Origin of the sequence: Aquabacterium fontiphilum (assembly GCF_009909205.1) — a bacterium.
Classification (GTDB): domain Bacteria; phylum Pseudomonadota; class Gammaproteobacteria; order Burkholderiales; family Burkholderiaceae_C; genus Aquabacterium; species Aquabacterium fontiphilum.
The window spans coordinates 93,047-116,998 of the sequence record NZ_JAAAPN010000009.1; the positions used below are offsets into that span (position 1 = coordinate 93,047).

The 23,952-nt window shown below is 67.1% G+C and carries 20 protein-coding genes and 1 pseudogene; 7 read left to right on the plus strand and 14 right to left on the minus strand.

Annotation, left to right across the window (positions count from 1 at the left end; all coding sequences use genetic code 11):
• Window positions 1–3 precede the first annotated feature (3 nt).
• From narH to GTZ97_RS11945, 6 genes are all read left to right on the plus strand, one after another.
• A complete protein-coding gene (gene narH / locus GTZ97_RS11920) occupies window positions 4–1,527 on the plus strand; it encodes a nitrate reductase subunit beta (RefSeq protein WP_161650863.1) in 1,524 nt (507 codons plus the stop codon).
• 2 nt (window positions 1,528–1,529) lie between these two features.
• On the plus strand, window positions 1,530–2,255 hold the full coding sequence (gene narJ / locus GTZ97_RS11925) for a nitrate reductase molybdenum cofactor assembly chaperone (RefSeq protein ID WP_161650864.1): 726 nt from the start codon (window positions 1,530–1,532) through the stop codon (window positions 2,253–2,255).
• A gap of 1 nt (window position 2,256) precedes the next feature.
• On the plus strand, window positions 2,257–2,958 hold the full coding sequence (gene narI, locus GTZ97_RS11930) for a respiratory nitrate reductase subunit gamma (RefSeq protein WP_161650865.1): 702 nt from the start codon (window positions 2,257–2,259) through the stop codon (window positions 2,956–2,958).
• A gap of 20 nt (window positions 2,959–2,978) precedes the next feature.
• Window positions 2,979–3,761, plus strand: coding sequence for a peptidylprolyl isomerase (locus tag GTZ97_RS11935; protein WP_161650866.1), 783 nt, complete (start codon window positions 2,979–2,981; stop codon window positions 3,759–3,761).
• A gap of 87 nt (window positions 3,762–3,848) precedes the next feature.
• Complete coding sequence (locus GTZ97_RS11940) at window positions 3,849–4,556, plus strand: Crp/Fnr family transcriptional regulator (protein ID WP_161650867.1); 708 nt, start codon at window positions 3,849–3,851, stop codon at window positions 4,554–4,556.
• Window positions 4,553–5,785, plus strand: coding sequence for an NnrS family protein (locus GTZ97_RS11945; protein WP_161650868.1), 1,233 nt, complete (start codon window positions 4,553–4,555; stop codon window positions 5,783–5,785). The genes GTZ97_RS11940 and GTZ97_RS11945 overlap by 4 nt, the downstream gene beginning before the upstream one ends.
• Here the strand turns inward: GTZ97_RS11945 and ubiT are convergent.
• The 11 genes from ubiT to norR all read right to left on the minus strand — a co-directional run bounded on the left by ubiT (window position 5,771) and on the right by norR (window position 19,782).
• The gene (gene ubiT, locus GTZ97_RS16755; protein WP_201748270.1) at window positions 5,771–6,229 is read right to left on the minus strand and encodes a ubiquinone anaerobic biosynthesis accessory factor UbiT; all 459 of its coding nucleotides are present in this window, start codon (window positions 6,227–6,229) and stop codon (window positions 5,771–5,773) included. The two genes, GTZ97_RS11945 and ubiT, sit on opposite strands and share 15 nt — an antisense overlap.
• Window positions 6,226–7,134 (minus strand): ubiquinone anaerobic biosynthesis protein UbiV, encoded by a 909-nt coding sequence (gene ubiV / locus GTZ97_RS11955; RefSeq protein ID WP_161650869.1) that lies wholly within the window; start codon window positions 7,132–7,134, stop codon window positions 6,226–6,228. The genes ubiT and ubiV overlap by 4 nt, the downstream gene beginning before the upstream one ends.
• Window positions 7,135–7,162: 28 nt before the next feature.
• Entirely contained in the window at window positions 7,163–8,176 is a 1,014-nt protein-coding gene (ubiU, locus tag GTZ97_RS11960) for a ubiquinone anaerobic biosynthesis protein UbiU (protein ID WP_161650870.1), read from the minus strand.
• Between the two features lie 77 nt (window positions 8,177–8,253).
• Window positions 8,254–9,825, minus strand: a complete 1,572-nt coding sequence (locus tag GTZ97_RS11965) for a TolC family protein (RefSeq protein WP_161650871.1) — start codon at window positions 9,823–9,825, stop codon at window positions 8,254–8,256.
• A 45-nt stretch (window positions 9,826–9,870) separates the two neighbouring features.
• Complete coding sequence (locus tag GTZ97_RS11970) at window positions 9,871–10,998, minus strand: ABC transporter permease (RefSeq protein ID WP_161650872.1); 1,128 nt, start codon at window positions 10,996–10,998, stop codon at window positions 9,871–9,873.
• Window position 10,999: 1 nt separating this feature from the next.
• Window positions 11,000–13,750 (minus strand): ribosome-associated ATPase/putative transporter RbbA, encoded by a 2,751-nt coding sequence (rbbA, locus tag GTZ97_RS11975; RefSeq protein WP_161650873.1) that lies wholly within the window; start codon window positions 13,748–13,750, stop codon window positions 11,000–11,002.
• Window positions 13,751–13,762: 12 nt separating this feature from the next.
• Window positions 13,763–14,803, minus strand: a complete 1,041-nt coding sequence (locus GTZ97_RS11980; RefSeq protein WP_161650874.1) for an HlyD family secretion protein — start codon at window positions 14,801–14,803, stop codon at window positions 13,763–13,765.
• Window positions 14,804–15,122: 319 nt separating this feature from the next.
• On the minus strand, window positions 15,123–15,824 hold the full coding sequence (locus GTZ97_RS11985; RefSeq protein WP_161650943.1) for an anaerobic ribonucleoside-triphosphate reductase activating protein: 702 nt from the start codon (window positions 15,822–15,824) through the stop codon (window positions 15,123–15,125).
• A 4-nt stretch (window positions 15,825–15,828) separates the two neighbouring features.
• Window positions 15,829–16,029: an anaerobic ribonucleoside-triphosphate reductase gene (gene nrdD, locus GTZ97_RS16890; protein WP_161650875.1), complete on the minus strand. Its 201-nt coding sequence runs from the start codon at window positions 16,027–16,029 to the stop codon at window positions 15,829–15,831.
• A 10-nt stretch (window positions 16,030–16,039) separates the two neighbouring features.
• Window positions 16,040–18,100: a ribonucleoside triphosphate reductase gene (locus GTZ97_RS11995; RefSeq protein ID WP_161650876.1), complete on the minus strand. Its 2,061-nt coding sequence runs from the start codon at window positions 18,098–18,100 to the stop codon at window positions 16,040–16,042.
• A gap of 110 nt (window positions 18,101–18,210) precedes the next feature.
• On the minus strand, window positions 18,211–19,782 hold the full coding sequence (gene norR, locus GTZ97_RS12000) for a nitric oxide reductase transcriptional regulator NorR (protein WP_236651179.1): 1,572 nt from the start codon (window positions 19,780–19,782) through the stop codon (window positions 18,211–18,213).
• A 134-nt stretch (window positions 19,783–19,916) separates the two neighbouring features.
• On the opposite strand from norR, the gene ytfE reads away from it, so the two are divergent.
• A complete protein-coding gene (ytfE, locus tag GTZ97_RS12005) occupies window positions 19,917–20,570 on the plus strand; it encodes an iron-sulfur cluster repair protein YtfE (protein WP_161650877.1) in 654 nt (217 codons plus the stop codon).
• Between the two features lie 15 nt (window positions 20,571–20,585).
• Here ytfE and GTZ97_RS12010 read toward each other — a convergent pair.
• The 3 genes and pseudogenes from GTZ97_RS12010 to GTZ97_RS12020 form a co-directional block, all read right to left on the minus strand.
• Window positions 20,586–21,020: pseudogene (locus tag GTZ97_RS12010) on the minus strand (putative zinc-binding protein).
• Between the two features lie 109 nt (window positions 21,021–21,129).
• Window positions 21,130–22,551: a threonine synthase gene (thrC, locus tag GTZ97_RS12015; RefSeq protein ID WP_161650878.1), complete on the minus strand. Its 1,422-nt coding sequence runs from the start codon at window positions 22,549–22,551 to the stop codon at window positions 21,130–21,132.
• Window positions 22,548–23,864: a homoserine dehydrogenase gene (locus tag GTZ97_RS12020; RefSeq protein ID WP_161650945.1), complete on the minus strand. Its 1,317-nt coding sequence runs from the start codon at window positions 23,862–23,864 to the stop codon at window positions 22,548–22,550. Before GTZ97_RS12020 ends, thrC begins: the two co-directional genes overlap by 4 nt.
• Window positions 23,865–23,952: the final 88 nt, after the last annotated feature.

A 23,952-nucleotide genomic window follows, 5' to 3' on the forward strand; every position in this document is an offset into this window, starting at 1 on the left:
GTCATGAAAGTACGCGCACAGATCGGCATGGTGCTGAACCTGGACAAGTGCATCGGTTGCCACACCTGTTCGGTCACCTGCAAGAACGTCTGGACCAGCCGTCCCGGCGTCGAGTACGCCTGGTTCAACAACGTCGAGACCAAGCCCGGTATCGGCTACCCCAAGGAATGGGAAAACCAAGAGAAGTGGAAGGGTGGCTGGATCCGCAAGCCCGACGGCTCGATCCAGCCCCGTCAGGGCGGCAAGCTCAGCTTGCTCATGAAGATCTTCGCCAACCCCAACCTGCCGCAGATCGACGACTACTACGAGCCCTTCACGTTCGACTACGACCATCTGCAATCGGCCCCGAAGACCAAGGCCGCCCCCACCGCCCGCCCGCGCAGCCTGATCACCGGCCAGCGCATGGAGAAGATCGAGTGGGGCCCGAACTGGGAAGAAATCCTGGGCGGCGAGTTCAGCAAGCGCAGCAAGGATGCCAACTTCGAAGACATCCAGAAGGACATCTACGGTCAGTTCGAACAGACCTTCATGATGTACTTGCCGCGCCTGTGCGAGCACTGCCTGAACCCGGCGTGCGTGGCCTCGTGCCCCTCGGGCTCGATCTACAAGCGCGAGGAAGACGGCATCGTGCTGATCGACCAGGACAAGTGCCGCGGCTGGCGCATGTGCGTGTCGGGCTGCCCGTACAAGAAGATCTATTACAACTGGCAGTCGGGCAAGGCCGAGAAGTGCATCTTCTGCTACCCCCGCATCGAAGCCGGCCAGCCCACGGTGTGTTCGGAGACCTGCGTGGGCCGCATCCGCTACCTGGGCGTGCTGCTGTACGACGCCGACCGCATCGAGCAAGCCGCCAGCACCGAGCATGACCGCGACCTGTACCAGGCCCAGCTTGACATCTTCCTGGATCCCAACGATCCGAAGGTGATCGAACAGGCCCGTGCCGACGGCGTGCCCGAAGCCTGGCTGACCGCCGCCCGCAACAGCCCCGTCTACAAGATGGCTGTGGACTGGAAGGTGGCCCTGCCGCTGCACCCCGAGTACCGCACGCTGCCCATGGTCTGGTACATCCCGCCGCTCTCGCCCATCCAGGCCGCTGCCCACTCTGGTCATGTCGGCACCAACGGCGAGATCCCGGACGTGAACCAGCTGCGCATCCCGCTGAAGTACCTGGCCAACCTGATGACGGCCGGCGACGTGGCCCCGGTGTCGCGCGCGCTGGAACGCATGCTGGCCATGCGGGCCTACATGCGCGGCAAGCACGTCGATGGCCAGCCCAACAGGAAGGCGATCGACCAGGTAGGCCTGACGCCGGATCTGGTGGAAGACATGTACCAGATCATGGCGATTGCCAACTACGAGGACCGCTTCGTGATCCCGTCGGCGCACCGCGAGTACGCGGAAGACGCCTTCGACATGAAGGGAGGCTGCGGCTTCTCGTTCGGCAACGGTTGCTCCGACGGACACACCGAGACCAGCCTGTTCGGTTCGCCCAAGAAGCGCACCATCCCCATCAAGTCGGAGCTGTGATCATGAGCCGCGTGCTGACATCCACCCATTCGTCCGACCAGGACGTGGCACACGGCCGTAGCTTGCGCGTTCTGGCGCGCCTGCTGGCCTACCCCAACGCGGCGCTGCGCGCGCATCTGGTTGATCTGCTGGGCGCGCTCCGCGAGGAGCCTGGCCTGAGCGAGACGCGCAAGGCCGGCCTGACCCGCCTGGTTTCGCAACTGGCCGCAGCAGATGCGTACGAGGTCGAGTCCGACTATGTCGATCTGTTCGACCGCGGACGCGCCACGTCGCTGCACCTGTTCGAGCATGTGCACGGTGACTCCCGTGATCGAGGTCAGGCCATGGTCGACCTCATCCAGACCTACGAGCAGGCCGGCCTGCGGCTCAACCCCGACAACGGAGGCGAGCTGCCCGACTACCTGCCGCTGGTGCTGGAGTTTGCCTCCACGCTGGCGGCCGACGCCGCGCGGGGCTTCACGGGCGAATTCGCCCACATCCTCAACGCGCTGTATGCGGCCCTGCTCAAACGGCGCAGCCTGTACGCACACGTGCCCGCTGCGGTGCTGGAGCTGATGGCACACGCCATCGAGCCCACCGAAGTGCCCGAGGACGAAGCGCTCGACGACGCCTGGGCCGAGCCCGACGCCTTCGGCGGCTGCACCAGCCGTGGCCAGCAGCGCCCCGACCAGCCCCAACCCATCCACATCGTGCGCACGGCCCGCCCTGCGCCACAACGAGGAGCATGAGATGAGCCTCACACATCAGTTCTTCTTCGGGATCTATCCCTACATCGCCATGGTGGTCTTCCTGCTGGGTAGCCTGGTGCGGTTCGACCGCGACCAGTACACCTGGCGCAGTGAGTCCAGTCAGATGCTGTCCACCGGCATGCTGCGCGCAGGCTCCAACCTGTTCCACCTTGGCATCATCGGCCTGTTCTTCGGTCACTTCTTCGGCATGCTGACGCCGGCTGACCTCGTGCATGCGATCGGCATCGACGCAGGCCAGAAGCAGATGCTCGCGGTCGTGGCCGGCGGCATCCTGGGTACCGTGTGTCTGGTGGGCCTGCTGCTGTTGATTGCACGTCGCATCGGCAACGAGCGCGTGCGGGCCACCAGCAAGCCACGCGACTTCATCGTGCTGTTCTGGATACTCGGCACCCTGCTGCTGGGTCTGTCCACCGTGCCGTTGTCGCTCGAGCACCGCGATGGCGAAGTCATGCTCAAGCTCATGGCCTGGGCCCAGCACATCGTAACCTTCCGCGGCGATGCAGCAGCCATGATCACCGACGTGTCGACCGTGTTCAAGGTCCACATGGTGGCCGGCATGACGCTGTTCATCATCTTCCCCTTCACCCGACTGGTGCACGTGTGGAGCGGCTTTGCCTCGGCGGGCTACGTCTTGCGCCCCTGGCAGATCGTCCGCAGCCGCCGTGCCGGCCTGCGCCGTTGATGCGCTTGAAAGGAACCACCATGTCTGAGATCAACACGGCATCCCTGCTGCGCGTCGGCCCCGACGTGCTCCATGCCCAAGCTGCGCTGCTCAGCGAAACCGAACGCCGACAAATGGCGAGCGTGGCGTTGCTGCGCCTGGCCGCCCTTGAAGACGGCTTGCTACCGGAGGGCGATCCGGCTCCCGTCGACGGCGTGGTCAGTGAAGCCGCCGCCGATGCGATCGACCGCTGGCTCGATGCCCACATTGTGGTGCCCGAACCGGACGAGCAGGCCTGCCGCCGTTACCACGCGGCGCATGCATCTCGTTACGCGCGGGGCGAGCGCATCCAGGCCCGGCACATTCTCTTCGCCGTCACCGAAGGGGTGGACATCCAGGCCCTGCGCAGCCGCGCCGAGCAGGTGCTCATCGCGGTGCGCGCCGAACCGGAGCGCTTCGCCGAGCATGCCCAGGCCCAGTCCAATTGCCCGACTGGGCAGCAAGGCGGCGACCTGGGCTGGCTGGACGCACACGACTGCGCGCCCGAGTTTGCGCAGGCCCTGTTTGGCCAGGATGACACCCAGGCGCACACGGGTGTGCTGCCCAGGCTGGTGCACAGCCGTTTCGGCCTGCACGTGGTGGAGGTGCTGACGCGCCAGCCAGGCCAGCCTCAGGCATTCGAGCAGGTGCGCGAGGCGGTTGCACAGACCTTGCGGCAACAAGCTTTTGCCACCGCCGTGCGGCAGGCGTGCACGCTGCTGGCGGCGCAACACGGCGTGGAAGGGGCGGACATCGACGCAGCCACCTCACCACTGCTGCAGTGACGAACCGCGCACCGATGTTTGTGACGTGTCAAAACCATGGGGGCAGCCTGCCACCAGACTGACCCGATCCTTCCTCTGGAGACCGCAATGCCCTTCACCCTTGAACGCATGGCAGCCCGGCTGCGCGAGAACCCGGTGTTCTCCGGCCTGGACCCTTACGTGATGGCGCACCTGCTTCGGCAAAGCAGGATCCTGACCTTGTCCAGAGGCCAGACAGTCTTCGAGGCCGGGGCGCACTGCGAGGGGCTGCACGTGGTGCTCGATGGGATGGTCAAGGTGTACGCCAGCGACGGCAGCGGCCACGAGAAAGTGATCGACATCGTCGGCCGCGGCCAGAACCTGCCGGGCACGCAACTGACCGGCAGCGCCCACCATGCCCACCATGCGCGGACGCTGAGCCCGTCCGTGGTGCTGCTCGTGCCCCGGTCGGTGTTGCGCACGACGCTGAGCACCGATGTCGGTCTCGCCCAGCGCCTGCTGGATGACGTCACCAGCCACCTGCGGCGGATGATGTGCGAGATCGAATCCACCACGTTGCGCACGGCTCGGCAGCGGGTCTGCGGCTTCCTGCTGCGGCAACCCGCACTTGCGGCCTGTCAGCCTGCATGCGGCGACGATGACGAGGCCATCGTGGTGGCCTTGCCTGTGAGCAAAGGCACCGTGGCATCCTTTCTGTCGATCACGCCCGAGCACTTCTCGCGCATCCTGCGTGAACTGCAGGACACCGGCCTCATCGAAATGCAGCAGCGCACCATCCGCATCCTCCACCCGGAGCGGCTCGCGGCCTGCGAATGACCCGCTGGCGCCGCATTCACGCTGCGCCACACCGCCTGGCCTTCACGCTGGGCAGCATCAATCTGGTGCTGGTGGCCCTCTGGTGGGGCCTTGCATTCGGGGGCTGGCTCCACACCGCAACCCCGGCGTTGGTGCCCCTCACCGCGTGGCACGGGCTCTTGTTCGGTGGCGCCTTCATGCCGCTGTTCATCGCCGGGTTTCAGTTCACCACCCTGCCCCGCTGGCTACACGTTCGCCCCTCGCCCATGCGGTCACTCGTCTGGCCCCTGTGGGGGCTGGCGGCGGGCTGGTGGGGGGTGATGCTGGCCAGCGCGCGCGGCCCCTGGCTGGCCGCCGCAGGGCTGGGCGTGGTGCTGGCGGCCTGGCTGCACCTTGCCTGGCTGCAGGGCGAGGCAATGCGGCAAAGCCGTGCGACGGATCGGCTGCATGCCTGCCTGATCCTGATCGCCTGGCTGGTGGGGGCGCTGGGCGTATCGCTCGTGCTGGCCGACTGTCTCGGCCTGACGACGGCGACAGGCATGAGGAGCTCGGCGCCTGGGAGCGCCTGGCGGGCCGGCACCGCCCTGTTGCTCTGGGGATGTCTGGCGCCGGTGTTCCTGACCGCGCTGCACCGCATGGTGTCCTACCTTTCGATGTCGCCCTGGCCGCGCCTGGATGCGCGTCATCCGGCCTGGCTGCTCGCGCTGGTGCTGCCCGCCTTGTGGCTGCACGCTGCATTCGCGGCGTGGGGACATGGATGGGGCGGGCTGTCGGGTCAGGTCCCGTCCACCCACGACCTTCCGCTGAAACCGGCACGTGATCTCGCCGCGCTGATGGCTGGCGGCGCGCTGATGGTCATGGCCCTGCGCTGGCCCCGGGTTCAGAACCTGCGTCAGCGCATGCTAGCCATGCTGGCGCTCGGCTGCTTCTGGATGGGTCTGGCGCTGGTGGCCACCGTTCTGGGTAACCCACACCCCGCCCACCACGCCCTTGCGCTGGGCGCCATGGGCTCGCTGATGCTGGCCATGGTGACCCGGGTGAGCTGCACACATGGCGGGCAACCTGTTGTGGCCGACCGCTGGCTGTGGTGGAGCTTTCTCGCGCTGCAGCCGGTGGTGGCGCTGCGCCTGCTCGCCAGTCTGTTGAGCGGGCCCCACGTGGGCTTCACGCTCAGCGTGGCGCTGTGGGGCTGGGGGCTGCTGATGGCCTTGTGGGCCAGCCGGCTCATCCGGTGGTCATGGAAGACCTGAGGCACGCGCAGGCGCACGCCACGGACGCCAGTCCACGGGGCCCAGGGCATCGAGTGTGTTCTTGAGCAGCAGCCCGTAGGCGGTGTCGCCTTCCATGACAAGCCGGCGGTCGAAGAACAGGGTGTCGGGGTCCTCGTCGCCTTGCATCATCGCCAGAAAGTGGCGCGCCTGCGCCTGGATGCGCACCGTGTAACCACCCGCACCGCCTGCGGCTTCAATGCCCCGCGCGGTCGCGTGCAAACGCACGCGCACACCCAGATCGGTCACCACGACCTCGACCGTGCCGCCCACCAGTTCGCGGCGCACGTCGGGTGCCACCAGGGGCCACCATCGCTCGGTCAGGGCGCGGGCCAGTACCGCCGCAGCCGGCCACATGGGCAGACGGCGCACGAGCGGCTCGCAACGCGCCAGGGCGTGCCAGAAGGATGCGCTGGGGCGGATCATGCGTTCAGACTCCATTGAAGGCCAGGGGTGCGGCGGTGTGCGTAGCCATCGGCCAGCGGCCCGGGCAACGGCATCGCCTGCAGGGCGTCGAGCGCGTCGGCAGCGGTGCAGTTGCCGGCGAGCACGTCGTGGTGCAGGCGGATCACATCCGCAAAACCGCGTGAACAGGGCGACAGCCGCAAGCTGCGCACGCCCGCCGCCGCGAGCGCCGGCAGATGGCCCAGCCAGCACTGCATCGCGGCCGACTGGGTCTGGATGCCGTTGATGGACAGGAAGGCCTGTCCCTCTTGAGACTGCATGGTCAGGCCATCGGGGTCGTTCTGGCAGATGAAGCCGCAATGGTCCTTCTGGACGCCATGGTGCCGGGCCGTGAAACAGCGCGCAGACAAGGCCAACGGCAGGCGGCCGAACGCCCACACCTCGGTGTCGATGCCGGCCGGCGCACCCTGCGCGATGCGGCCAATCGCGTCGATGTCCAGCTCCACGGGCGGCACCCAGGCGACCGCACCCATTTCGATGTACTCGGCCAGGGCGGGAGCACTGTAGACGTTCACGTGCAGGCCGATGCGCCAGGGCCGCCCCGCCCGCCACGCCAGGTGCACGGCGGCCGCATCGTTGGCCTCGATCCCCACATCGCCCTCGTCGACCAGGCCGCGCACGGCCCGAAGCTCGGCCTCGGTTTCGATCAAGGCCAGCGTACCGAGCCACACGCGCTTGCCGGCCTGCTGGAGCTCGCGGGCAAGCGCCAGCCAGTCGGTTGGCTTGAGGTCGCGCCGGCGCGAGCACACCACCTCGCCCAATACCACCTGCTCGACGGGGGCGTCCGCTAGGTCGGCATAGAAGCGCAGCAAGGTCTCTCGTGGCCAGTGGTACTGCACCGGCCCGACTGTCAGTTCGAATGTCATGGTTGCATGCGGCCGCCTGCAGCGGCGGTCATTGCCAGGGGCGGCTCAGTGCGCCCAGCGTGGTCTGCCGCCCCTCGGACAGGCGGGCCAGCGTGTCGTGCCACTGCGGGCTGGGTTGCCAGGGCGCATCGGTGGGCGTGAGGCGATCCAGCGCCTGGCGCCACACCCGCGTCACCTGCTCGATGTAAGCCGCGCTGCGCTGCCGGCCCTCGATCTTGATCGCGCGCACCCCTGCGCGCCACAGGTCGGGCAGCACATCGAGGGTGTTGAGGCTGGTCGGCTCTTCCAGTGCGTGGGCCACCTGGCCTTGCACATCGAATCGGCCCTTGCACAGCGTGGGGTAGGCGCGCGGCTCGTCGGGGGCATAGCGGTCGATCAGCACGCCACCGAGCCGCGCGTTCACGACCCCGCCCGCGTCGTCCCACCGCACCGCCTCGGCGGGCGAGCACACCCCGGCATTGTTAGGCGAACAGCCCGTGGCGTAGGACGACAGGGCGCAGCGCCCTTCCACCATCACGCACAGGCTGCCGAAGCCGAACACCTCGATCTCGACCGGCGTGTGGCGCACCACATGGGCCACCTGGGACAAGGTGAGCACCCGGGGCAGCACGGCGCGCTGGATGCCGTAGCGCTCGTGGTACAGCGCGATGGCCTCGTGGTTGGTGGCCGAGGCCTGCACCGACAGATGGCGTCGCATCTGCGGGTGCACCCGACAGGCATAGGCCAGCACGGCCGCATCGGCCGCGATCAGCGCATCGACGCCGGCTGCGGCGGCCGCGTCCACGGCCTTGAACCACGGTGTTGGGTCCACGGCGTGGGCAAAGGTGTTCAGCGCCATCAGCACCTTGCGTCCGTGGCGATGGGCCCGCGTGACCGCGTCGCGCACCTCGTGGGGCGTGAAGTTCAGGCCGGCAAAGTTGCGGGCATTGGTCGGGTCGCGCAGGCCCAGGTAGATGGCATCGGCGCCAGCTTTCAGGGCCTTGTCAAAGGCGCGGGGCGATCCGGCTGGGCACACCAGCTCGGGTTTGGGCAGACAGGTCATGTGCAAGGCGCTTGCAATGTCGAACAGCACCGCGACTCTAGGCACCTGTTGTCAGGAGGGCTTTGCGACGCATCAACTCACAGACCATTGACCTCGTCCGACGAGGGCAAGGCACTCACACGCTCCTTGGCCGCCTGCACCTCGGGCTCTTCCGCACGCCAGCCCCCGCCCAGGGCCTTGTACAGCTGCACGGTGTACAGCAGGTGATCCGCGTCGGCGCGCACACGCTCGTCTTCGCGCTCGAAGGCCTTCGCACGCGCCTCCAGCGCCGGCTGCAGCAGATCCTGACCCCGCATGAACAGCGCCTCGCGCTGGTTGGCCACGCGTCGGGCCAGCTCGGCTGTCCGGACCAGATGGCGATGCTGGCTGTCGAATGCCTTCTTGGCCACATAGGCGTTCTCGACGTCCTCGAGCGCCGAGAGGATCGCCTTTTCGTACTCGACCGCCAGGCCGTCGAGCTGGGCCGACTGCACGGCGATGTTCGCGCGGATGCGCCCACCATGGAAGATCGGCAGCCGCATGCCAACGCCGATGCGCTGCATCGAGAAGCCCCCGCTGTCCGCATCGTCGGGGTAGGCGCGGCCGATCACGGTGCTGAGCCCCAGGTAGAACTTCGGGAACAGCTCGGCCTTGGCCGCCCCGAGCTTGCTGGCCTGCGCGCGCAGCTTGTAGGCCGCGCCGCGCACGTCGGGCCGCCGTTCGAGCACCTGCCCGGGCAGGCGGTGCGGCAACGGCGGCGCAGTCAGCGTCACCGAACTCAATGGCAGCACCTGAATGGACTGGGGCGTGCGCCCCGTCAGCACGGCCAGGCGCTTGAGGTGGCGGTGCAGCAGCGCCTGAAGCGGCTCGCGCTTCGACTGCGCGTGCAGCAACTCGATCTCGGCACGATCCACATCCGAGGCCGTCGCCTGCCCGGCGTTGAAGCGGCCCTGTGCATAGGCTCTGAGTCGGGTCGCCACGCCGATGGCCTCGTCCAGCAAGGCCATGCGCTGCATGGCAGCGCGGGCCTCGATGTAGTTGGACGCGATGTCGCCGGCCACCAGCAGGCGCGCACCATGGACCTGCTCCTGGGCGCCCAGCACCAGGCTGGCCACCATGTCCGACTGGGCGCGCAGGCCGCCGAACACATCGAACTCCCAGGCCATGGCCAGGCCGTGCGCACGGGCGTTGCCCCAGGGGATGTTGGCCGAGGGCAGGTCACCCGTCTGGATGGGAATGGGGATGGGCACCGGCCCGGGCAGCACCAGGCCAGCCGCGCTGGGGGTGCTGGGATCCTGCTTGCCGCGCGAGACGCTCGCCCCGGCATCCACCATCGGCTTGCGTGTGGAATCGGCCACGTCGAGGTAGGCCCGCGCCTCGGCCAGGCGCGCCAGCGCGATGCGCACGTCGGCGTTGTGCCGCAACCCTGCTTCGATGAGCTCGCTGAGCGCCGGGTCGCCAAAGCCTTTCCACCAGCGCGAGATGTCGACGGCCGGGTCACCCGAAGTCGGCTCGCCCACCGCATCGAACTGGCCGGGCACCGAGAAGCTGACAGGGGGCACCTCGACCTGGATGGTGGTGCAGCCGCCCAAGGCGAGCAGCGCCGCAGCCAGGGCCACCCGGGACAGCAGATGAGGCCGCGGACGGCGCGCAAGGGAAGGCAGGAACATCACAGGCTCTCCAGGGAAAGGACCAGTCGGTGCGCACGCGGGGCCTCAGCCCTGGCGCGTCAGCATCACGCGAAAGCGCAGCAGGGCCACGCCCAGAAACCCGCCGCCGATCAGCAGCATGGTCAGCATCTGCTGCCAGACGATGCCCAGCCCGGCACCCCGGTAGAGCACGCCCTGGGCCAGCAGGGTGTAATGGGTCGAGGGCGACAGCAGCATCAGGTACTGCAGCCACAGCGGCATGTTCTCTCGCGGCGTGGCCGAGCCCGACAGCAGGTACATGATCACGAAGACCGGCACAGCCAGCAGGCCGAACTGCGGCATCGACGACGCCATGGTGGCCAGCAGGATACCCAGCGCCGTCAACGAGAACAGGTACAGCGCCGTGCCCGTCAGAAACAGCGTGGCCGAGCCTGCAGGCGGCACGGCCAGCAGACCCTGCACCGCGAGCTGCAGCGACAGACCCACCGCCAGCAGGATGACCAGCCCATTGGCCAGGATCTTGGCCATCGCGATCTCGCTGGGCCGCACGGGCATGACCAGCAGGTGCTCGATCGTGCCGCGCTCGCGCTCGCGGATCACCGCCGCCCCCACCAGCACCACCGACAGCACGGTGACGTTGTTGATGAGTTGCATCACCGAGGTGAACCACGACGAGGTGTGGTTGGGGTTGAACAGCACATGCACCACAGGCCGTGTCGGCAGCCGGCTGTCCAGACCATCGACCCGCAGATGGGCCAGCGTCTCGCGCAGGATGATCTCGTCAAGGTAGGCATTGCCCAGCCTGCCCTGCGCCATGGCGGTGGCATCCATGTGGATCTGCACTGCCGGTGAGCGGTAGCCATGGACGTCGGCCTCGAAGTGGGCTGGGATGTCGACCACGAAAAGGAAGCGCCCCGACTCGAGGCCGCGCATGGCCTCGTCCTCATCGACCATCACCGGCGACTGGAACAGCGGCGGGCGGATGGCGTCGCGCAGGCGAACCGACAGCGAAGACTGGTCGCGGTCGATGACGCCCACGCCCACATGGTTGACGTCCGTCTTGGTGCCCACCGCCACCACATACACCGCCACGGTGAAGGACACCAGAATGGCCGCCATCATGGTGACGTCCTTCATCACGCAGCGCAGCTCCTTGAGCCCCAGGTGCCAGACGTTGTAGAACCACAAGCCCATGTCAACGCTCCTGTTTGCGCACGAGGGAACGGGCCAGGGCGACGTACAGCACACCAAAGCCCATCAGCACGGCACTGGCCTGCCACAGCGCGGGCCACGACAGCGGCCAGCCCTTGGTGATCGTGCCCAGGCTGATCTGCTGGAACCACGAGGCGGGAAACAGCTGTGCCAGCACCCAGTTCACCCCTTCCAGCGTCGAGGTAGGGCTGAGCAGCCCCGCGAAGCTGGTGGTGATGATCACGCAGACGATGGCCGTGAGGAACTGCGCCGCCACCTGGGTCTGCACGAAGGACGACACCAGCATGCCCATGCCCGTGATGGCCACCGCATAGGCCAGGGCGCCCATGGCCAGACCGAGCACGCTGCCTTGCACCCACACACCGAACACCCCGCCCAGGATGAGCAGCAGAGTGACAAAGCTCATGAAGGTCAGCGCGATGTAGGGCAGCTGCTTGCCCACCAGGAACTCGCTGATGGCCCCCGGCGCCGAGTACAGGTTGGTGATGGTGCCCATCTCTTTCTCGCGCACCACGCCCAGCGCTGTCAGCATGGCGGGCACCAGCGTCATGGCCAGCATCAGCACGCCGGGGGCGAAGGTGTGGATGCTGCGGTAGTCCTGGTTGAACGACAGGCGGGGCTCGGTGCGCACCGGCAGCGCCGGGATCTCGGCCCCCGGGATGGCCTTGACATAGGCCAGCGCATGGGCGAGCGCCACGGCGCGGGCGCTGTTGGCGATGTGGTTGGCGCGTACCAGATCGGCCCCGTCGACATAGAAGGCCACCTCGGGTTGCCGCATGCCGACCAGATCCCGCCCAAAGCCCGGCGGAATGTCGATGACCAGCCAGGTGTGGCCGCTTTTCAAGGTGGGGTCGATCTCGTCGGCGCTGTGCAGCGGGGCCTGCCGATCGAAGTACGTCGAGCCATCGAAGTGGGCGATCAGGCCTCGGCTTTCGCTGCTCTGGTCGCGATCCAGCACCGTGTAGGCAATGCGGTCCACATCGAAGCTGAGGCCCCAGGTGCCGGCGCACAGCAGGATCAGCGGCCCCAGAAACGCAAAGGTCAGGCGGATGGTGTCGTGGCGCAGCTCCATGGCCTCGCGCCGCGCGAAGGCCCACATCCGGGCCCACCAGGCCGCCAGCCCGTTGGGACCGATGGCATCGGCCGCATCCGGCAACGGCCCCGCCGCTGGTGCGTCCAGCGGGTCGTGGGTGCTGTCCGGCTTGGGGACATGGGTCAGCGCGGCATCGGCCTCCAGGTAGTCGATGAAGGCCTGCTCGAGCGTTTCACAGCCCTGCTGCTCGCACAGCGCCTGGGGCGCCCCCACGGCGAGCACACGGCCGTGGTGCATCAGCGAGATGCGGTCGCAGCGCTGCGCCTCGTTCATGAAGTGGGTCGACACGAACAGTGTGACGCCCTCCTTGCGCGACAGCCGGATCAGGTGGCGCCAGAACATGTCGCGCGCAGCCGGGTCCACGCCCGAGGTGGGCTCGTCCAGAATCAGCACGGCGGGCTTGTGCAGGCAGGCCGCGGCCAGTTGCAGGCCCTGACGTATGCCCAGCGACAGATCGGCCGGCGCCTTGTCGGCATGGCGGGTCAGCTCGAACACCTCGAGCGCGCGGGCGATGTCGGCATCGGCCGTGCGCGGGTCCATACGGTACAGCCGGGCATGCAGCACCAGGTTCTGGCGCACCGACAGCTCTTCATACAGCGAGAAGGCCTGCGACATGTAGCCGATGTTGAGCCGGTTCGCCAGGTCACCCGCATTGACCGGCCGCCCCAGCAGGCTGGCCTGCCCTTCGGTGATGTCCAGCAGGCCGGTGAGCATCTTCATCGTCGTGGTCTTGCCGCAGCCGTTGGAGCCCAGGAAGCCGAAGATCTCGCCCTGCTCGATGCGGAAGTTCACGTCCTGCACTGCCGTGAAGTCGCCGAAACGGCGCGTCAGGCCCGTGGCCTCCATCGCGGGGGGGCCGTCCCGCCGGGGCAAAGGTGGGATGACGAGCGGCTCGCCATCACCCTGACCTGCCAGCTTCACATAGGCGTCTTCCAGCGTGGCCGCGCCGGTCTGCATCATCACCTCGACGGTGGGCGCATTGACCAGCACCTTGCCATCGGCCATGGCAATCAGGTGCTCGAAACGCTCGGCCTCTTCCATGTAGGCCGTGGCCACCAGCACGGTCATGTGCGGGCGCTGCATGCGCAGCCCCTCGACCAGCGCCCAGAACTGCCGGCGCGACAGCGGGTCCACCCCGGTCGTGGGTTCGTCGAGGATGAGCAGATCGGGGTTGTGCACCAGGGCGCTGCACAGCGCGACCTTCTGCTTCATGCCGCCCGACAGCTTGCCGGCCGGCCGGTCGGGAAACGGATCGAGCCCGGTGGCCACGAGCAGGCTGCAGATGCGGGCATCGCGCTCGGCCTCGGCCACGCCGAACAAGCGAGCCGCAAAGTCGATGTTGTCGTACACCGACAGCGAGCGGTACAGGGCGCGGCCCAGGCCCTGGGGCATGAAGGCCACACGTGGCAAAAGTGCCTGGCGCGCCTCGGCCTGTGCCATGTCGGTCCCGAGCACGGTGACACGGCCCGTCTGGATGCGCTTGACACCGGCAATCAGGGCCAGCAAGGTCGATTTGCCCACACCGTCCGGGCCCACCAGCCCGATGGTGCGGCCCTGCGGCAAAGCCAGGCTGACCTCGTCCAGCGCCCGCACCGCGCCGTAGCGGTGGCTCACTGCGTCGATCTGCACCGCGTACGGCATGGGGCGCTCCGCTTACTTGAGCGCGAAGAAGGCGTCGCGACCGGTGGACCAGCTCGACTGCGACGCCGGCGCGCCCTGGGTCGACGCGCCACCGGTGCGCAGCATGCCGATCCCGGTCAGTCCGCCCTTGAGCAGCGCCGCGTGCTGCAACGCCACCTCTTCCGGCAGGGCGAGCTTGACGCGGTAGCTGAGCTTGTCGCGCTCTTTCTGGGTTTCGACGTGCTTGGGTGTGAACTGCGCGTCCGAGGCCACGAACGCCACGCGTGCTGGCAGCGGCAGATCGGGCACGGCATCGAGCACGATGCGCGCCTCGTCACCGATGCGCAACTGGCCCGCCACCGCAGACGGCACGAAAATGGTCATGTGAACCTGGGTGACGTCCAGCAGCGTCGCGATGCGGCCGCCTGCAGGAATGACCGAACTGGGCTCCACCACCCGGTGCTCGATGCGCCCATCCATGGGGGCGCGCAGCGTGTGGTCGGCGATCGCCTGGTTCAGGCGCAGGATGCCGGCTTCGGCCTCCTCCTTGGCGGCGCGCGCTTCACCGACGGCCGAGGTGGCGATCGAGATGCCGGCCCGCTCGCCGTCGCGCTGCGCCTGGCGCTTTTGCAGCTCGGACGTCGAGATCAGCCCCTCTGCGTGCATGCCCTGGGCGTTGTCCAAATCCAGCTGGGCCACACGGGCCTTGATGGACTGCACCTGCACCTCGCCTTGTGCGCGCCCCATGGCCTGCATCGCACGCTGACGCATGGCCTGCACGCCCGCGAGCTGCCCCTCCAGATCGGTGGTATCCATGCGGGCAATCACGTCGCCCGCCTTGATGCTCTGGCCCTCGTGCACCTCGACGGTCACCACCTTGCCAGGGAACTTGGTGGCGATCTCGACGCGCTGCACTTCCAGCCGGCCATTGGCCTTGAACACCTGGTGCGTCGAGCTACCACTGCCGAGCACCGCCCACGTGCCCCAAGCCGCGGACACGGCCAGCGCCGACACGCCCGCCCCCAGAATGAATCCCTTGTAGCGGCCCAGCATGGCGGTCAGCGGCTTCATCATGGCGTTCTCCTTGTCGGTGGCCACGCAGCGTTTTGTGCGTGGTCCGTGTTTCAGGCATGAACGCATTGTTGGCGGGCCGATCGATCTGACTTTGCGCGTCATCAAACGAGAGAACCGATTGCCGCAACGCCCCCATGATTGAGCGGGAATCGCGGCGCATCCGTCATCCGCGGATTTGACGCAGGTTCAATCGCCCAAGCCAGATTGCCATATGCAATCAAATGGCATTTCTTGCGCGGCGCAAACAAGGCTGCAAAACGAAACAGGCCGTCCCATGGACGGCCTGAACTCGGTCTTGGTACGCTCGATTTGTTCGCTTCTAACGCACCATCAGATCCAGTCCTGTGCGCCGCAAACGGTCCACGAGCTCATCCGGTGGCGTTCGCACCCCCGTGCCCAGACTCGCTTCCGTCGAGGGGGTGGCGCGGTAAGACTGCAGCACCCAGCGCCGTGCACCCGCAGCCTTGAGTCGCCGCGCCAGTCGCATCAGCATGGTGTCGCTGATCAGGTCGGGATGCCAGGTCGTGCGCAGCTCGTGCGGCTTGCCGCTGGCCAGCACCAGATCCAGACAGGCCCGTACAGGGTCGCCGCTGCGCGGCACGGCCGTGATGGCCTTGTAGTCATCGAAGTCGGTCTTGACATCCAGCGCGACCCAGTCGACGAGCGGCAGGCATTCAGCCAGCCGCTCGGGATAAAGGCCCGCGGTGTGCAAACCCACCTCAAAGCCCATCACCCTGACCTGCCGGATGGCCGGAATGAGGGCGCGGTCCAGCGTCGGCTCTCCTCCGGAGAACACCACCCCGTCGAGCAAGCCCTGCCGCGCCTGCAGCGTCTCAAGGACGCGCGCCCACCCGTGTGCGGGATGCGCGCATCGGGGCTGCAAGCCGGGGTTGTGGCAATAGTGGCATCGCCATGGGCAGCCCTGCACGAACACGACGGCGGCCAGACGGTCTGGCCAGTCCACCGTACTCATCGGCACGAAGCCCCCCACGTCCAATGCGTCCGCGGGGGCGGGCGGCATCGCGTCAGCCGGGGCAACAGTCTGCGGTGGCGCGTTCTGGCTCAATGAAATAGCGTCGCTCATGGAACTCGCCCTTCTTGCCGACATTGAACGATGCCACCGGGCGGTGATAGCCCATGACCCGGGTCCAGATCTCGCAGCGCTGGCGCTCGTCTTCGGCCAGCACGGGATGGGGCGCGTCGGGTGTGTGGTTCAGGTGCGTCATATTGCCTCCTTCAGGCGGGGTTGGGAAGAGGGGTTCGCGGCTGCGCTGGCGCCGCACGGCGGGCCAGCGCTTCTTCGTCGCAGCGCGGACAGAACGCGTGCTCGCCGGCCAGGTAGCCGTGCGTCGGGCAGATCGAGAACGTCGGCGTGACGGTGATGTAAGGCAGGCGGAACCGACCCAGCGCGCGTCGGACCAGGTTCTTGCACGCCTGGATCGACGACACCCGCTCACCCAGGTACAGGTGCAGCACCGTGCCGCCGGTGTACTTCATCTGCAGCGGCTCCTGACGGGCCAGTGCGTCGAACGGGTCGTCGCAGAAACCGGCCGGCAGCTGCGACGAGTTGGTGTAGTACGGCTCGTGGTCGGTCCCTGCCTGCAAGATGCCGGGAAAGCGGGCCCGGTCTTCCTTGGCAAAGCGATAGGTCGTGCCTTCGGCCGGGGTCGCCTCGAGGTTGTACAGGTGGCCCGTACGCTCCTGCATCTCGGTGATGCGCGCGCGGATGTGGTCCAGATAGCGCAGGGCGAAGGCCACGCCCCACGGGGTGGTGATGTCTTCCAGATCATCGGTGAAGTTGCGGATCATCTCGTTGATGCCGTTCACGCCAATGGTCGAGAAGTGGTTGCGCAACGTACCCAGGTAGCGCTTGGTGTACGGAAACAGGCCGGCATCCATGTGGCCCTGGATCACCTTGCGCTTGATCTCCAGGCTCTGGCAGGCCAGGTTCATCAGGTGATCGGTTCGCGCCAGCAAGGCGGCCTCGTCGCCCGCATGCAGGTACCCCAGGCGCGCGCAGTTCAGCGTCACCACGCCCAGCGAGCCCGTCTGCTCGGCCGAGCCGAACAGACCGTTGCCCCGCTTGAGCAGCTCGCGCAGATCCAGCTGCAAACGGCAGCACATCGAGCGGATCATGTGCGGCTGCAGCTCCGAGTTCACGAAGTTCTGGAAGTAAGGCAGGCCGTACTTGGCCGTCATCTCGAACAGGGCATCGGTGTTGGGATGATCCCAGTCGAAGTCCTTCGTGATGTTGTAGGTCGGAATGGGGAAGGTGAACGCCCGGCCCTTGGCATCGCCCGTCATCATCACGTCGATGTAGGCGCGGTTGATCATGTCCATCTCGGCCTGCAGGTCGCCGTAGGCAAACGGCTGCTCGACACCCCCGATCACGGGCACCTGCTCGCGCAGGTCTTCCGGGCAGACCCAGTCAAAGGTCAGGTTGGTGAACGGCGTCTGCGTGCCCCAGCGCGAAGGCACGTTGAGGTTGTAAATCAGCTCCTGCAAGCACTGGCGCACCTGCTCGTAGCTCAGTCCATCCTTGCGGATGTAAGGCGCCAGGTAGGTGTCGAACGAGCTGAACGCCTGTGCCCCGGCCCACTCGTTCTGCAGCGTGCCCAGAAAGTTGACGATCTGCCCGACAGCCGATGACAGGTGCTTGGGCGGGCCGGCCTCGACCTTGCCAGGCACGCCGTTGAGGCCCTCATGCAGCAGCGTGCGCAGCGACCAGCCAGCGCAGTAACCCGACAGCATGTCGAGGTCGTGGATGTGCACGTCGGCCTCGCGGTGGGCCACGCCGACCTCGGGCGGGTACACATGGCTAAGCCAGTAGTTGGCGATCACCTTGCCCGAGACATTCAGGATCAGGCCGCCCAGCGAGTAACCCTGGTTGGCGTTGGCATGGATGCGCCAGTCCTGGCGGTGCAGGTACTCGTTGACCGAGCGTTCCACATCGACGGCGGTGCGCCGGTCCTCGCGCAAGGCGCGGTGCTGCTCACGGTAGACGATGTACGCCCGTGCCGCCGGCGTGTGGCCGGCGTCCAGCAGGACCTGCTCGACCACATCCTGGATCTGCTCGACCGTCGGCACGCGCTGTGCCAGGCGGGCCTGCGCCACCTCGGCCAGCTGCTGCGCCTCGTCGGTACCGAAGGTGGTGGTGGCCTCGCCCGCCGCCTGGATGGCGCGCACGATGCGGTCGATGCGGTAGGGTTCGGCACGGCCGTCGCGTTTGATCACGGCCACCGGCGCGGTTGCCTCGGCTCCTGGGTTCGGGATGCTTTGCTCAGCAGGTTGATTCATAGCTGGACACCATAGGTAGCGTCCAGCACCAGCGCCAGACACCAAGTCTAGTGTTCTGACCTCGCGCCAGCAGGGTTTTGACGGTCGTCAATGCATCGCGTCACCGCGTGTCACTTGAGCCCCAACCTGTGCGCCAGCTTGTGCAGGTTGCTCGGGTCGACCCCCAGCCGGCGTGCCGCCACGGCCCAGTTGCCCTCGCTGGCCCGCAAACAGCGCTCGATGATGTGGCGCTGCACCTGATCCACCTGCTCGCGGAGCGTGCCCGCACCGATCGGCTCGCCCCCCGCATCCGGCTGCACGGCATCCGCGCGACGATCTTGGCCGCGGGGAACGTCGCCGGGCAACGCGCTCAGGTCCATCAGCTCCGCAGACAGCGTGGCGATGTCGGCGCGGCTCACGCCCCGACTGAGCAGCTTGAGGGCCGCCCGGCCGATGACATGCTCCAGCTCACGCACATTGCCCGGCCACGCGTATCGCAGCAAGGCGGCCTCCCCGCCCGCGTCCAGCCTCAGGCTGCGCAAGCCCAGGCGGGCCCGGTTCACCTCCAGAAAGTGACCGGCCAGCAACAGCACGTCGTCGCCACGGTCGCGCAGCGGCGGCACCTCGACCGGGTAGACCGACAGCCGGTGATACAGGTCGGCACGGAAGGTGCCCGTTGCGACCGCGTCGCGCAGCCCGCGGTTGGTCGCGGCCACCACGCGCACATCGACCTTGATGGGCTTGTCCGCCCCCAGCCGCTGCACCTCGCCGTTCTGCAGGGTGCGCAACAGCTTGGCCTGAATGCTCAAGGGCAGCTCGCCCACCTCGTCCAGAAACACGGTGCCACCACGGGCGGCCTCGATGCGCCCGGGCCGGTCGGAGGTCGCCCCCGAAAACGCGCCGCGCACGTGGCCGAACAGCTCACTCTCGGCGAGCGACTCGGGCAAGGCCGCGCAGTTGACATGCACCATCGGCCCCTTGGCGCGCGCCGAACGTTCATGAACACGGCGCGCAAACAGGTCCTTGCCCACCCCTGTTTCGCCCGTGAGCAGCACAGGCAGATCCGACTGGGCGACCACATCGATCTCGTGCAGCACGCGCTGCATGGCGGGGCTGCGACCGATCAGCGTCGGCCCTTGTGCCGCCACGCCGGGGGCGTCGTCGCGCGGCATGGCGTGCGCGCGCTGCAACGCCTGCACCTCCTGCTCGAGCAGGCCCATGCGCACGGCGGCCGCCACCAGCGGCTGACACTGCTGCAACGCCTGTCGCGCCGCCGCGTCGAAACGCCCGGGTGTGAGCGCGTCCAGCGTCAACACGCCCCAGCACCGCCCGTCGACCACCACCGGCGCCCCCATGCAGTCGTGTACAGGCAACGGCGCGCCCACCATCGCGTCCACCAGCCCGTCGTAGGGGTCGGGCAAAGTGCTGCCCGGCTCGAAATGCACCACCTCACGGCTCAACAGGATGGTGGAGAGCCGCGGGTGTTGCCCCACCACAAACGCCCTGCCGAGTGCATCTCGCGCAAGACCCTCGGCGGCCACAGCGCGCAGGGTTTCACCATCGTGCTGCAGCAGCGCCACCGCATCGCAGGCAAATGCCAGCTTCAGCTGGCTCACCAGCCGCTGCAGGCGGACGGCGCGCGGCAGGCTGACCGTGAGATCGGTCAGCAGCATGCGGTCAATCATGGTTTTTTCTACCCTCATGAGGTCATTATCACCTCGTTTGATGAGGTTTTAATCACCCTCTCCGAATGTAAGTCATTGATTTCATTCAGTCAGAAAGCAGGCCCGCCGCTTGCGATGGAACAGGTGCTTTCACCCACTGAACGAGTACCCACATGAACTACGCTGACGAATCCCTGGGCCTGCTTGCCCGCACCATCCCTGGCGCCACCCGCGTGTTCCACGCCCACCATCTCGACTTCTGCTGCGGCGGCAAGCAGACGCTGCGCACGGCGGCCGACAAAGCCGGCCTTGACGCCACGGAGATCGCCGCCCAGCTCGATTCCCTGCAGGAAGGAAGCGACGAGGTGGTCGACTGGACCGAGGCCCGCACCCCCGATCTGGTGAACCACATCCTGTCGCGCTACCACGCCCGCCACCGCGAACAGCTGCCCGAGCTGATCCGCCTGGCGCGCCGCGTCGAGGCCGTTCATGGCGATCGCCCTGAATGCCCATTGGGCCTGGCCGATCACCTTGAGAACATGCAGCAAGAGCTCGAGAGCCACATGCAGAAGGAAGAGATGGTGTTGTTCCCGCTGTACCAGCGCGAGATGGCCCACCCCTCACTGCCCCCTGTGCAGATGATGCGCATGGAACACGACCACCATGGGGAGGAGCTGGCCAAGCTGGAGGCGCTGACCAACGGCATCACCCTGCCCCGCGGCGCATGCAACACCTGGCGCGCGCTGTACCTGGGCCTGCAAACACTCAAGGAGGACCTGATGGCCCACATCCACCTCGAGAACAACGTGTTGTTCGAGCGCGGCTGAGCGCGCGCCCCGGACTCACGCGGCGGCCACGTCGCCCGAGGCTGCCATCAGCTCCTGCACCAGCATGCGGCAGTGCACGAGCACGGCCTGCGCCTCATCGGGGGCGAAGTCCGCGTGCTGGCGCTTGCGCACACCGAGGTCGGCCAAGGCCAGATGCCGCGTTGGCTGAACACCATGCCGCGCGAGCGCGCTTCTCACACAGTTCAAGACGCACCCGTCGATGGCCAGGATGGGCCGATGCCGCGCTGCGGCATCGGTGGCCACCCGCACCAGCGCCGGCACATCGCCGCCTACACCAGCGATGCAAGACATTTCGGCGAGATGCTCACGGTCCAGCCGGACAGCGGCATGGTTGGCCAGTTATGCCGCGTTGGAGCAGCCTGAGCAGGCATACACCAGTGGCAGATCCCTGCGCGGTGGGGCAGACGGTACATCGGTGGTGTGGCTCATCGTTCGGCATGCTCGCGCCTCTGCGTCGCATGTGCTTTGACTCACCGCAATGGAAAGGCCCGCAACATGGCGGGCCCCGTGTCACGTCGTCAGACAGGCCCTGCGGCCATCAGTTTGCGCAGTGCTCAACAATGTAGTTCTTCACCCACTGCGCGCTGTTGGGGCACACCACGAAGCGCTTGGGCAGCGCCTCCAGCCCGTCGAGACCCTGGATCCAGTGCGGGCGCGCCGGGCGCTGGCCTGTGGCTTCGATGATGGTCTCTTCGAACTTGGCGGGCAGAGCCGTCTCGAGCACGATCATCGTGACGCCGGGCTTCATGTGCTCCTTGGCCACCTTCAGGCCGTCGGCCGTGTGGGTGTCGATCAGCGTGCCGTCCTTCTCGAAGGTGTCGCGGATCGTCTCCAGGCGGTTGGCGTGGGTGCTGGTGCCCGAGGCAAAGCCATAGCCGCCCACCTTGGCAAAGGTCTCGGCCGGCAACTGGAAGCCGCCCTCCTTCTCGACCGCATCCTTGAACAAGGCCTTGCAGGCGGCGCCATCGCGGCCCAGCAAGTCGAACACGAAGCGCTCGAAGTTCGACGCCTTGGAGATGTCCATCGACGGCGACGAGGTCTCGTACGTTTCGGCCGAGCCGCGCACACGGTAGGTGCCGGTGCGGAAGAACTCGTCCAGAACGTTGTTCTCGTTGGTGGCCACGATCAGTTGATCAATCGGCAGGCCCATCATGCGCGCGACATGGCCGGCGCAGACGTTGCCGAAGTTGCCCGAGGGCACCGTGAAGCTCACCTTCTCGGTGTTCGACTTGGTGGCGTAGAAGTAACCAGCGAAGTAGTACACCACCTGGGCCAGCAGGCGCGCCCAGTTGATCGAGTTGACCGTGCCGATCTTGTACTTGCGCTTGAATTCGAGGTCGTTGGAGACGGCCTTGACGATGTCCTGGCAGTCGTCGAACACGCCTTCGACGGCGATGTTGTGGATGTTGGGATCCTGCAGGCTGAACATCTGGGCCTGCTGGAAGGGGCTCATGCGGCCATGCGGCGACAACATGAACACGCGCACGCCCTTCTTGCCACGCATGGCGTACTCGGCCGCACTGCCCGTGTCGCCCGAGGTGGCGCCCAGGATGTTCAATTGCTCGCCACGGCGGCCCAGTTCGTACTCGAACAGGTTGCCCAGCAACTGCATGGCCATGTCCTTGAAGGCCAGCGTTGGGCCGTTGGACAGGGCTTCCAGGCACAGGCCCGGCTCCAGGTGCTTCAGGGGCGTGATCTCGTCAAACCCGTACACCGCCTTGGTGTAGGTCTTGGCGGTCAGCGCCTTCAGGTCGGCCGCCGGGATGTCGTCGATGTACAGCGACAGGATCTCGAACGCCAGCTCGGCATACGACAGGCCACGCCACCGGGTGAGCGTGGCGTCGTCCACCTTCGGGTAGGACACGGGCAGGTACAGCCCACCATCCGGCGCCAGGCCTTCGAGCAGGATCTCGGAGAAGCCGCGCTGCTTCTGGTCGCCACGCGTGGAGATGTACTTCATGCAAGTTCCTCTTTGCGCAAGCGCACGATCGGGGCCAGCACCGTCGGCAAGGCCTGCATGGCCGCGAGGGCCTGGCTCATGCCGCCTTCGGTCGTGTCGTGGGTCAGGATGATGAGGTCAGTCTGACTGCCTTCGCTGACTTCGTCTGCCTCGCGCTGGATGACCGCGTCGATGCTGATGCCTTGGTCGGCCAGAATGCCCGTGATCTTGGCCAGCACACCGGCCTTGTCTGCCACGCGCAGACGCAGGTAGAACGAGGTGACCACCTGTTCCAGGGGCAGGATGGGCAACGCCGACATGGCGTCAGGCTGGAAGGCCAGCGACGGCACGCGTGCAGCGGGCGCGGCGTCGATCAGGCGGGCGATGTCCACCAGGTCGGCCACCACGGCCGAGGCAGTGGGCTCGGAGCCGGCCCCCTTGCCGTAGTACATGGTCGTGCCCACGGCATCGCCCTGCACCAGCACGGCATTCATGGCGCCCTCCACATTGGCGATCAGACGCTTCATGGGCACCAGGGTCGGGTGGGTGCGCAGCTCAATGCCTGCGTCGCGTCGGCGCGCGATGCCCAACAGCTTGATGCGGTAGCCCAGTTGCTCGGCGTACTTGATGTCGGTGGCCGACAGCTTGGTGATGCCTTCCACGTGGGCCTTGTCGAACTGCACCGGGATGCCGAAGGCGATCGCGCTCAGCAGCGTGGCCTTGTGCGCGGCGTCCACGCCTTCGATGTCGAAGGTGGGGTCGGCCTCGGCGTAGCCCAGGCGCTGGGCTTCTTTCAGCACCACGTCGAAGTCCAGGCCCTTGTCGCGCATCTCGGACAGGATGAAGTTGGTCGTGCCGTTGATGATGCCGGCCACCCACTGAACCTGGTTGGCCGTCAGGCCTTCGCGCAGCGCCTTGATGATGGGGATGCCACCGGCCACGGCCGCTTCAAACGCCACGATCACGCCCTTGTCGCGGGCGGCGGCAAAGATCTCGGTGCCGTGCACGGCCAGCAGCGCCTTGTTGGCCGTGACCACGTGCTTGCCGGCAGCGATGGCTTCGAGCACCAGGGCCTTGGCGATGCCGTAGCCTCCGATCAGCTCGACCACCACGTCGATATCGGGGTTGGCGATCACGGCGCGGGCGTCGGCCACGACCTGGGCGGCGTCGCCCACGACTTCCTTGGCGCGCTCGGTATTCAGGTCAGCCACCATGGCGATCTCGATGCCACGGCCGGCGCGGCGGCGGATTTCTTCCTGGTTGCGCTTCAGCACGGTGAAGGTGCCGCTGCCGACGGTGCCGATGCCCAGCAGGCCGACGCGCACGGGGCGCAGTTGTTCTTGGCTCATGATCTCGTCTCGTGTCAACTGCGGGCACCTTGTGGATGCCCGCGGGTTCAAATCGCAGGTGATGGGGCAGTCA

What these genes read in the sequence shown, in the direction of transcription:
- GTZ97_RS11945 (WP_161650868.1), top strand. Translation starts at nt 4,553, where the DNA reads ATGACCCGCTGGCGCCGCATTCACGCTGCGCCACACCGCCTGGCCTTC.
- narH (WP_161650863.1), top strand. Translation starts at nt 4, where the DNA reads ATGAAAGTACGCGCACAGATCGGCATGGTGCTGAACCTGGACAAGTGC.
- narI (WP_161650865.1), top strand. Translation starts at nt 2,257, where the DNA reads ATGAGCCTCACACATCAGTTCTTCTTCGGGATCTATCCCTACATCGCC.
- narJ (WP_161650864.1), top strand. Translation starts at nt 1,530, where the DNA reads ATGAGCCGCGTGCTGACATCCACCCATTCGTCCGACCAGGACGTGGCA.
- ubiU (WP_161650870.1), bottom strand. Translation starts at nt 8,176, where the DNA reads ATGACCTGTCTGCCCAAACCCGAGCTGGTGTGCCCAGCCGGATCGCCC.
- GTZ97_RS11980 (WP_161650874.1), bottom strand. Translation starts at nt 14,803, where the DNA reads ATGATGAAGCCGCTGACCGCCATGCTGGGCCGCTACAAGGGATTCATT.
- GTZ97_RS11935 (WP_161650866.1), top strand. Translation starts at nt 2,979, where the DNA reads ATGTCTGAGATCAACACGGCATCCCTGCTGCGCGTCGGCCCCGACGTG.
- GTZ97_RS11995 (WP_161650876.1), bottom strand. Translation starts at nt 18,100, where the DNA reads ATGAATCAACCTGCTGAGCAAAGCATCCCGAACCCAGGAGCCGAGGCA.
- GTZ97_RS11965 (WP_161650871.1), bottom strand. Translation starts at nt 9,825, where the DNA reads ATGTTCCTGCCTTCCCTTGCGCGCCGTCCGCGGCCTCATCTGCTGTCC.
- GTZ97_RS11985 (WP_161650943.1), bottom strand. Translation starts at nt 15,824, where the DNA reads ATGCCGCCCGCCCCCGCGGACGCATTGGACGTGGGGGGCTTCGTGCCG.
- GTZ97_RS11970 (WP_161650872.1), bottom strand. Translation starts at nt 10,998, where the DNA reads ATGGGCTTGTGGTTCTACAACGTCTGGCACCTGGGGCTCAAGGAGCTG.
- ytfE (WP_161650877.1), top strand. Translation starts at nt 19,917, where the DNA reads ATGAACTACGCTGACGAATCCCTGGGCCTGCTTGCCCGCACCATCCCT.
- nrdD (WP_161650875.1), bottom strand. Translation starts at nt 16,029, where the DNA reads ATGACGCACCTGAACCACACACCCGACGCGCCCCATCCCGTGCTGGCC.
- norR (WP_236651179.1), bottom strand. Translation starts at nt 19,782, where the DNA reads ATGAGGGTAGAAAAAACCATGATTGACCGCATGCTGCTGACCGATCTC.
- GTZ97_RS11940 (WP_161650867.1), top strand. Translation starts at nt 3,849, where the DNA reads ATGCCCTTCACCCTTGAACGCATGGCAGCCCGGCTGCGCGAGAACCCG.
- ubiV (WP_161650869.1), bottom strand. Translation starts at nt 7,134, where the DNA reads ATGACATTCGAACTGACAGTCGGGCCGGTGCAGTACCACTGGCCACGA.
- rbbA (WP_161650873.1), bottom strand. Translation starts at nt 13,750, where the DNA reads ATGCCGTACGCGGTGCAGATCGACGCAGTGAGCCACCGCTACGGCGCG.
- thrC (WP_161650878.1), bottom strand. Translation starts at nt 22,551, where the DNA reads ATGAAGTACATCTCCACGCGTGGCGACCAGAAGCAGCGCGGCTTCTCC.
- ubiT (WP_201748270.1), bottom strand. Translation starts at nt 6,229, where the DNA reads ATGATCCGCCCCAGCGCATCCTTCTGGCACGCCCTGGCGCGTTGCGAG.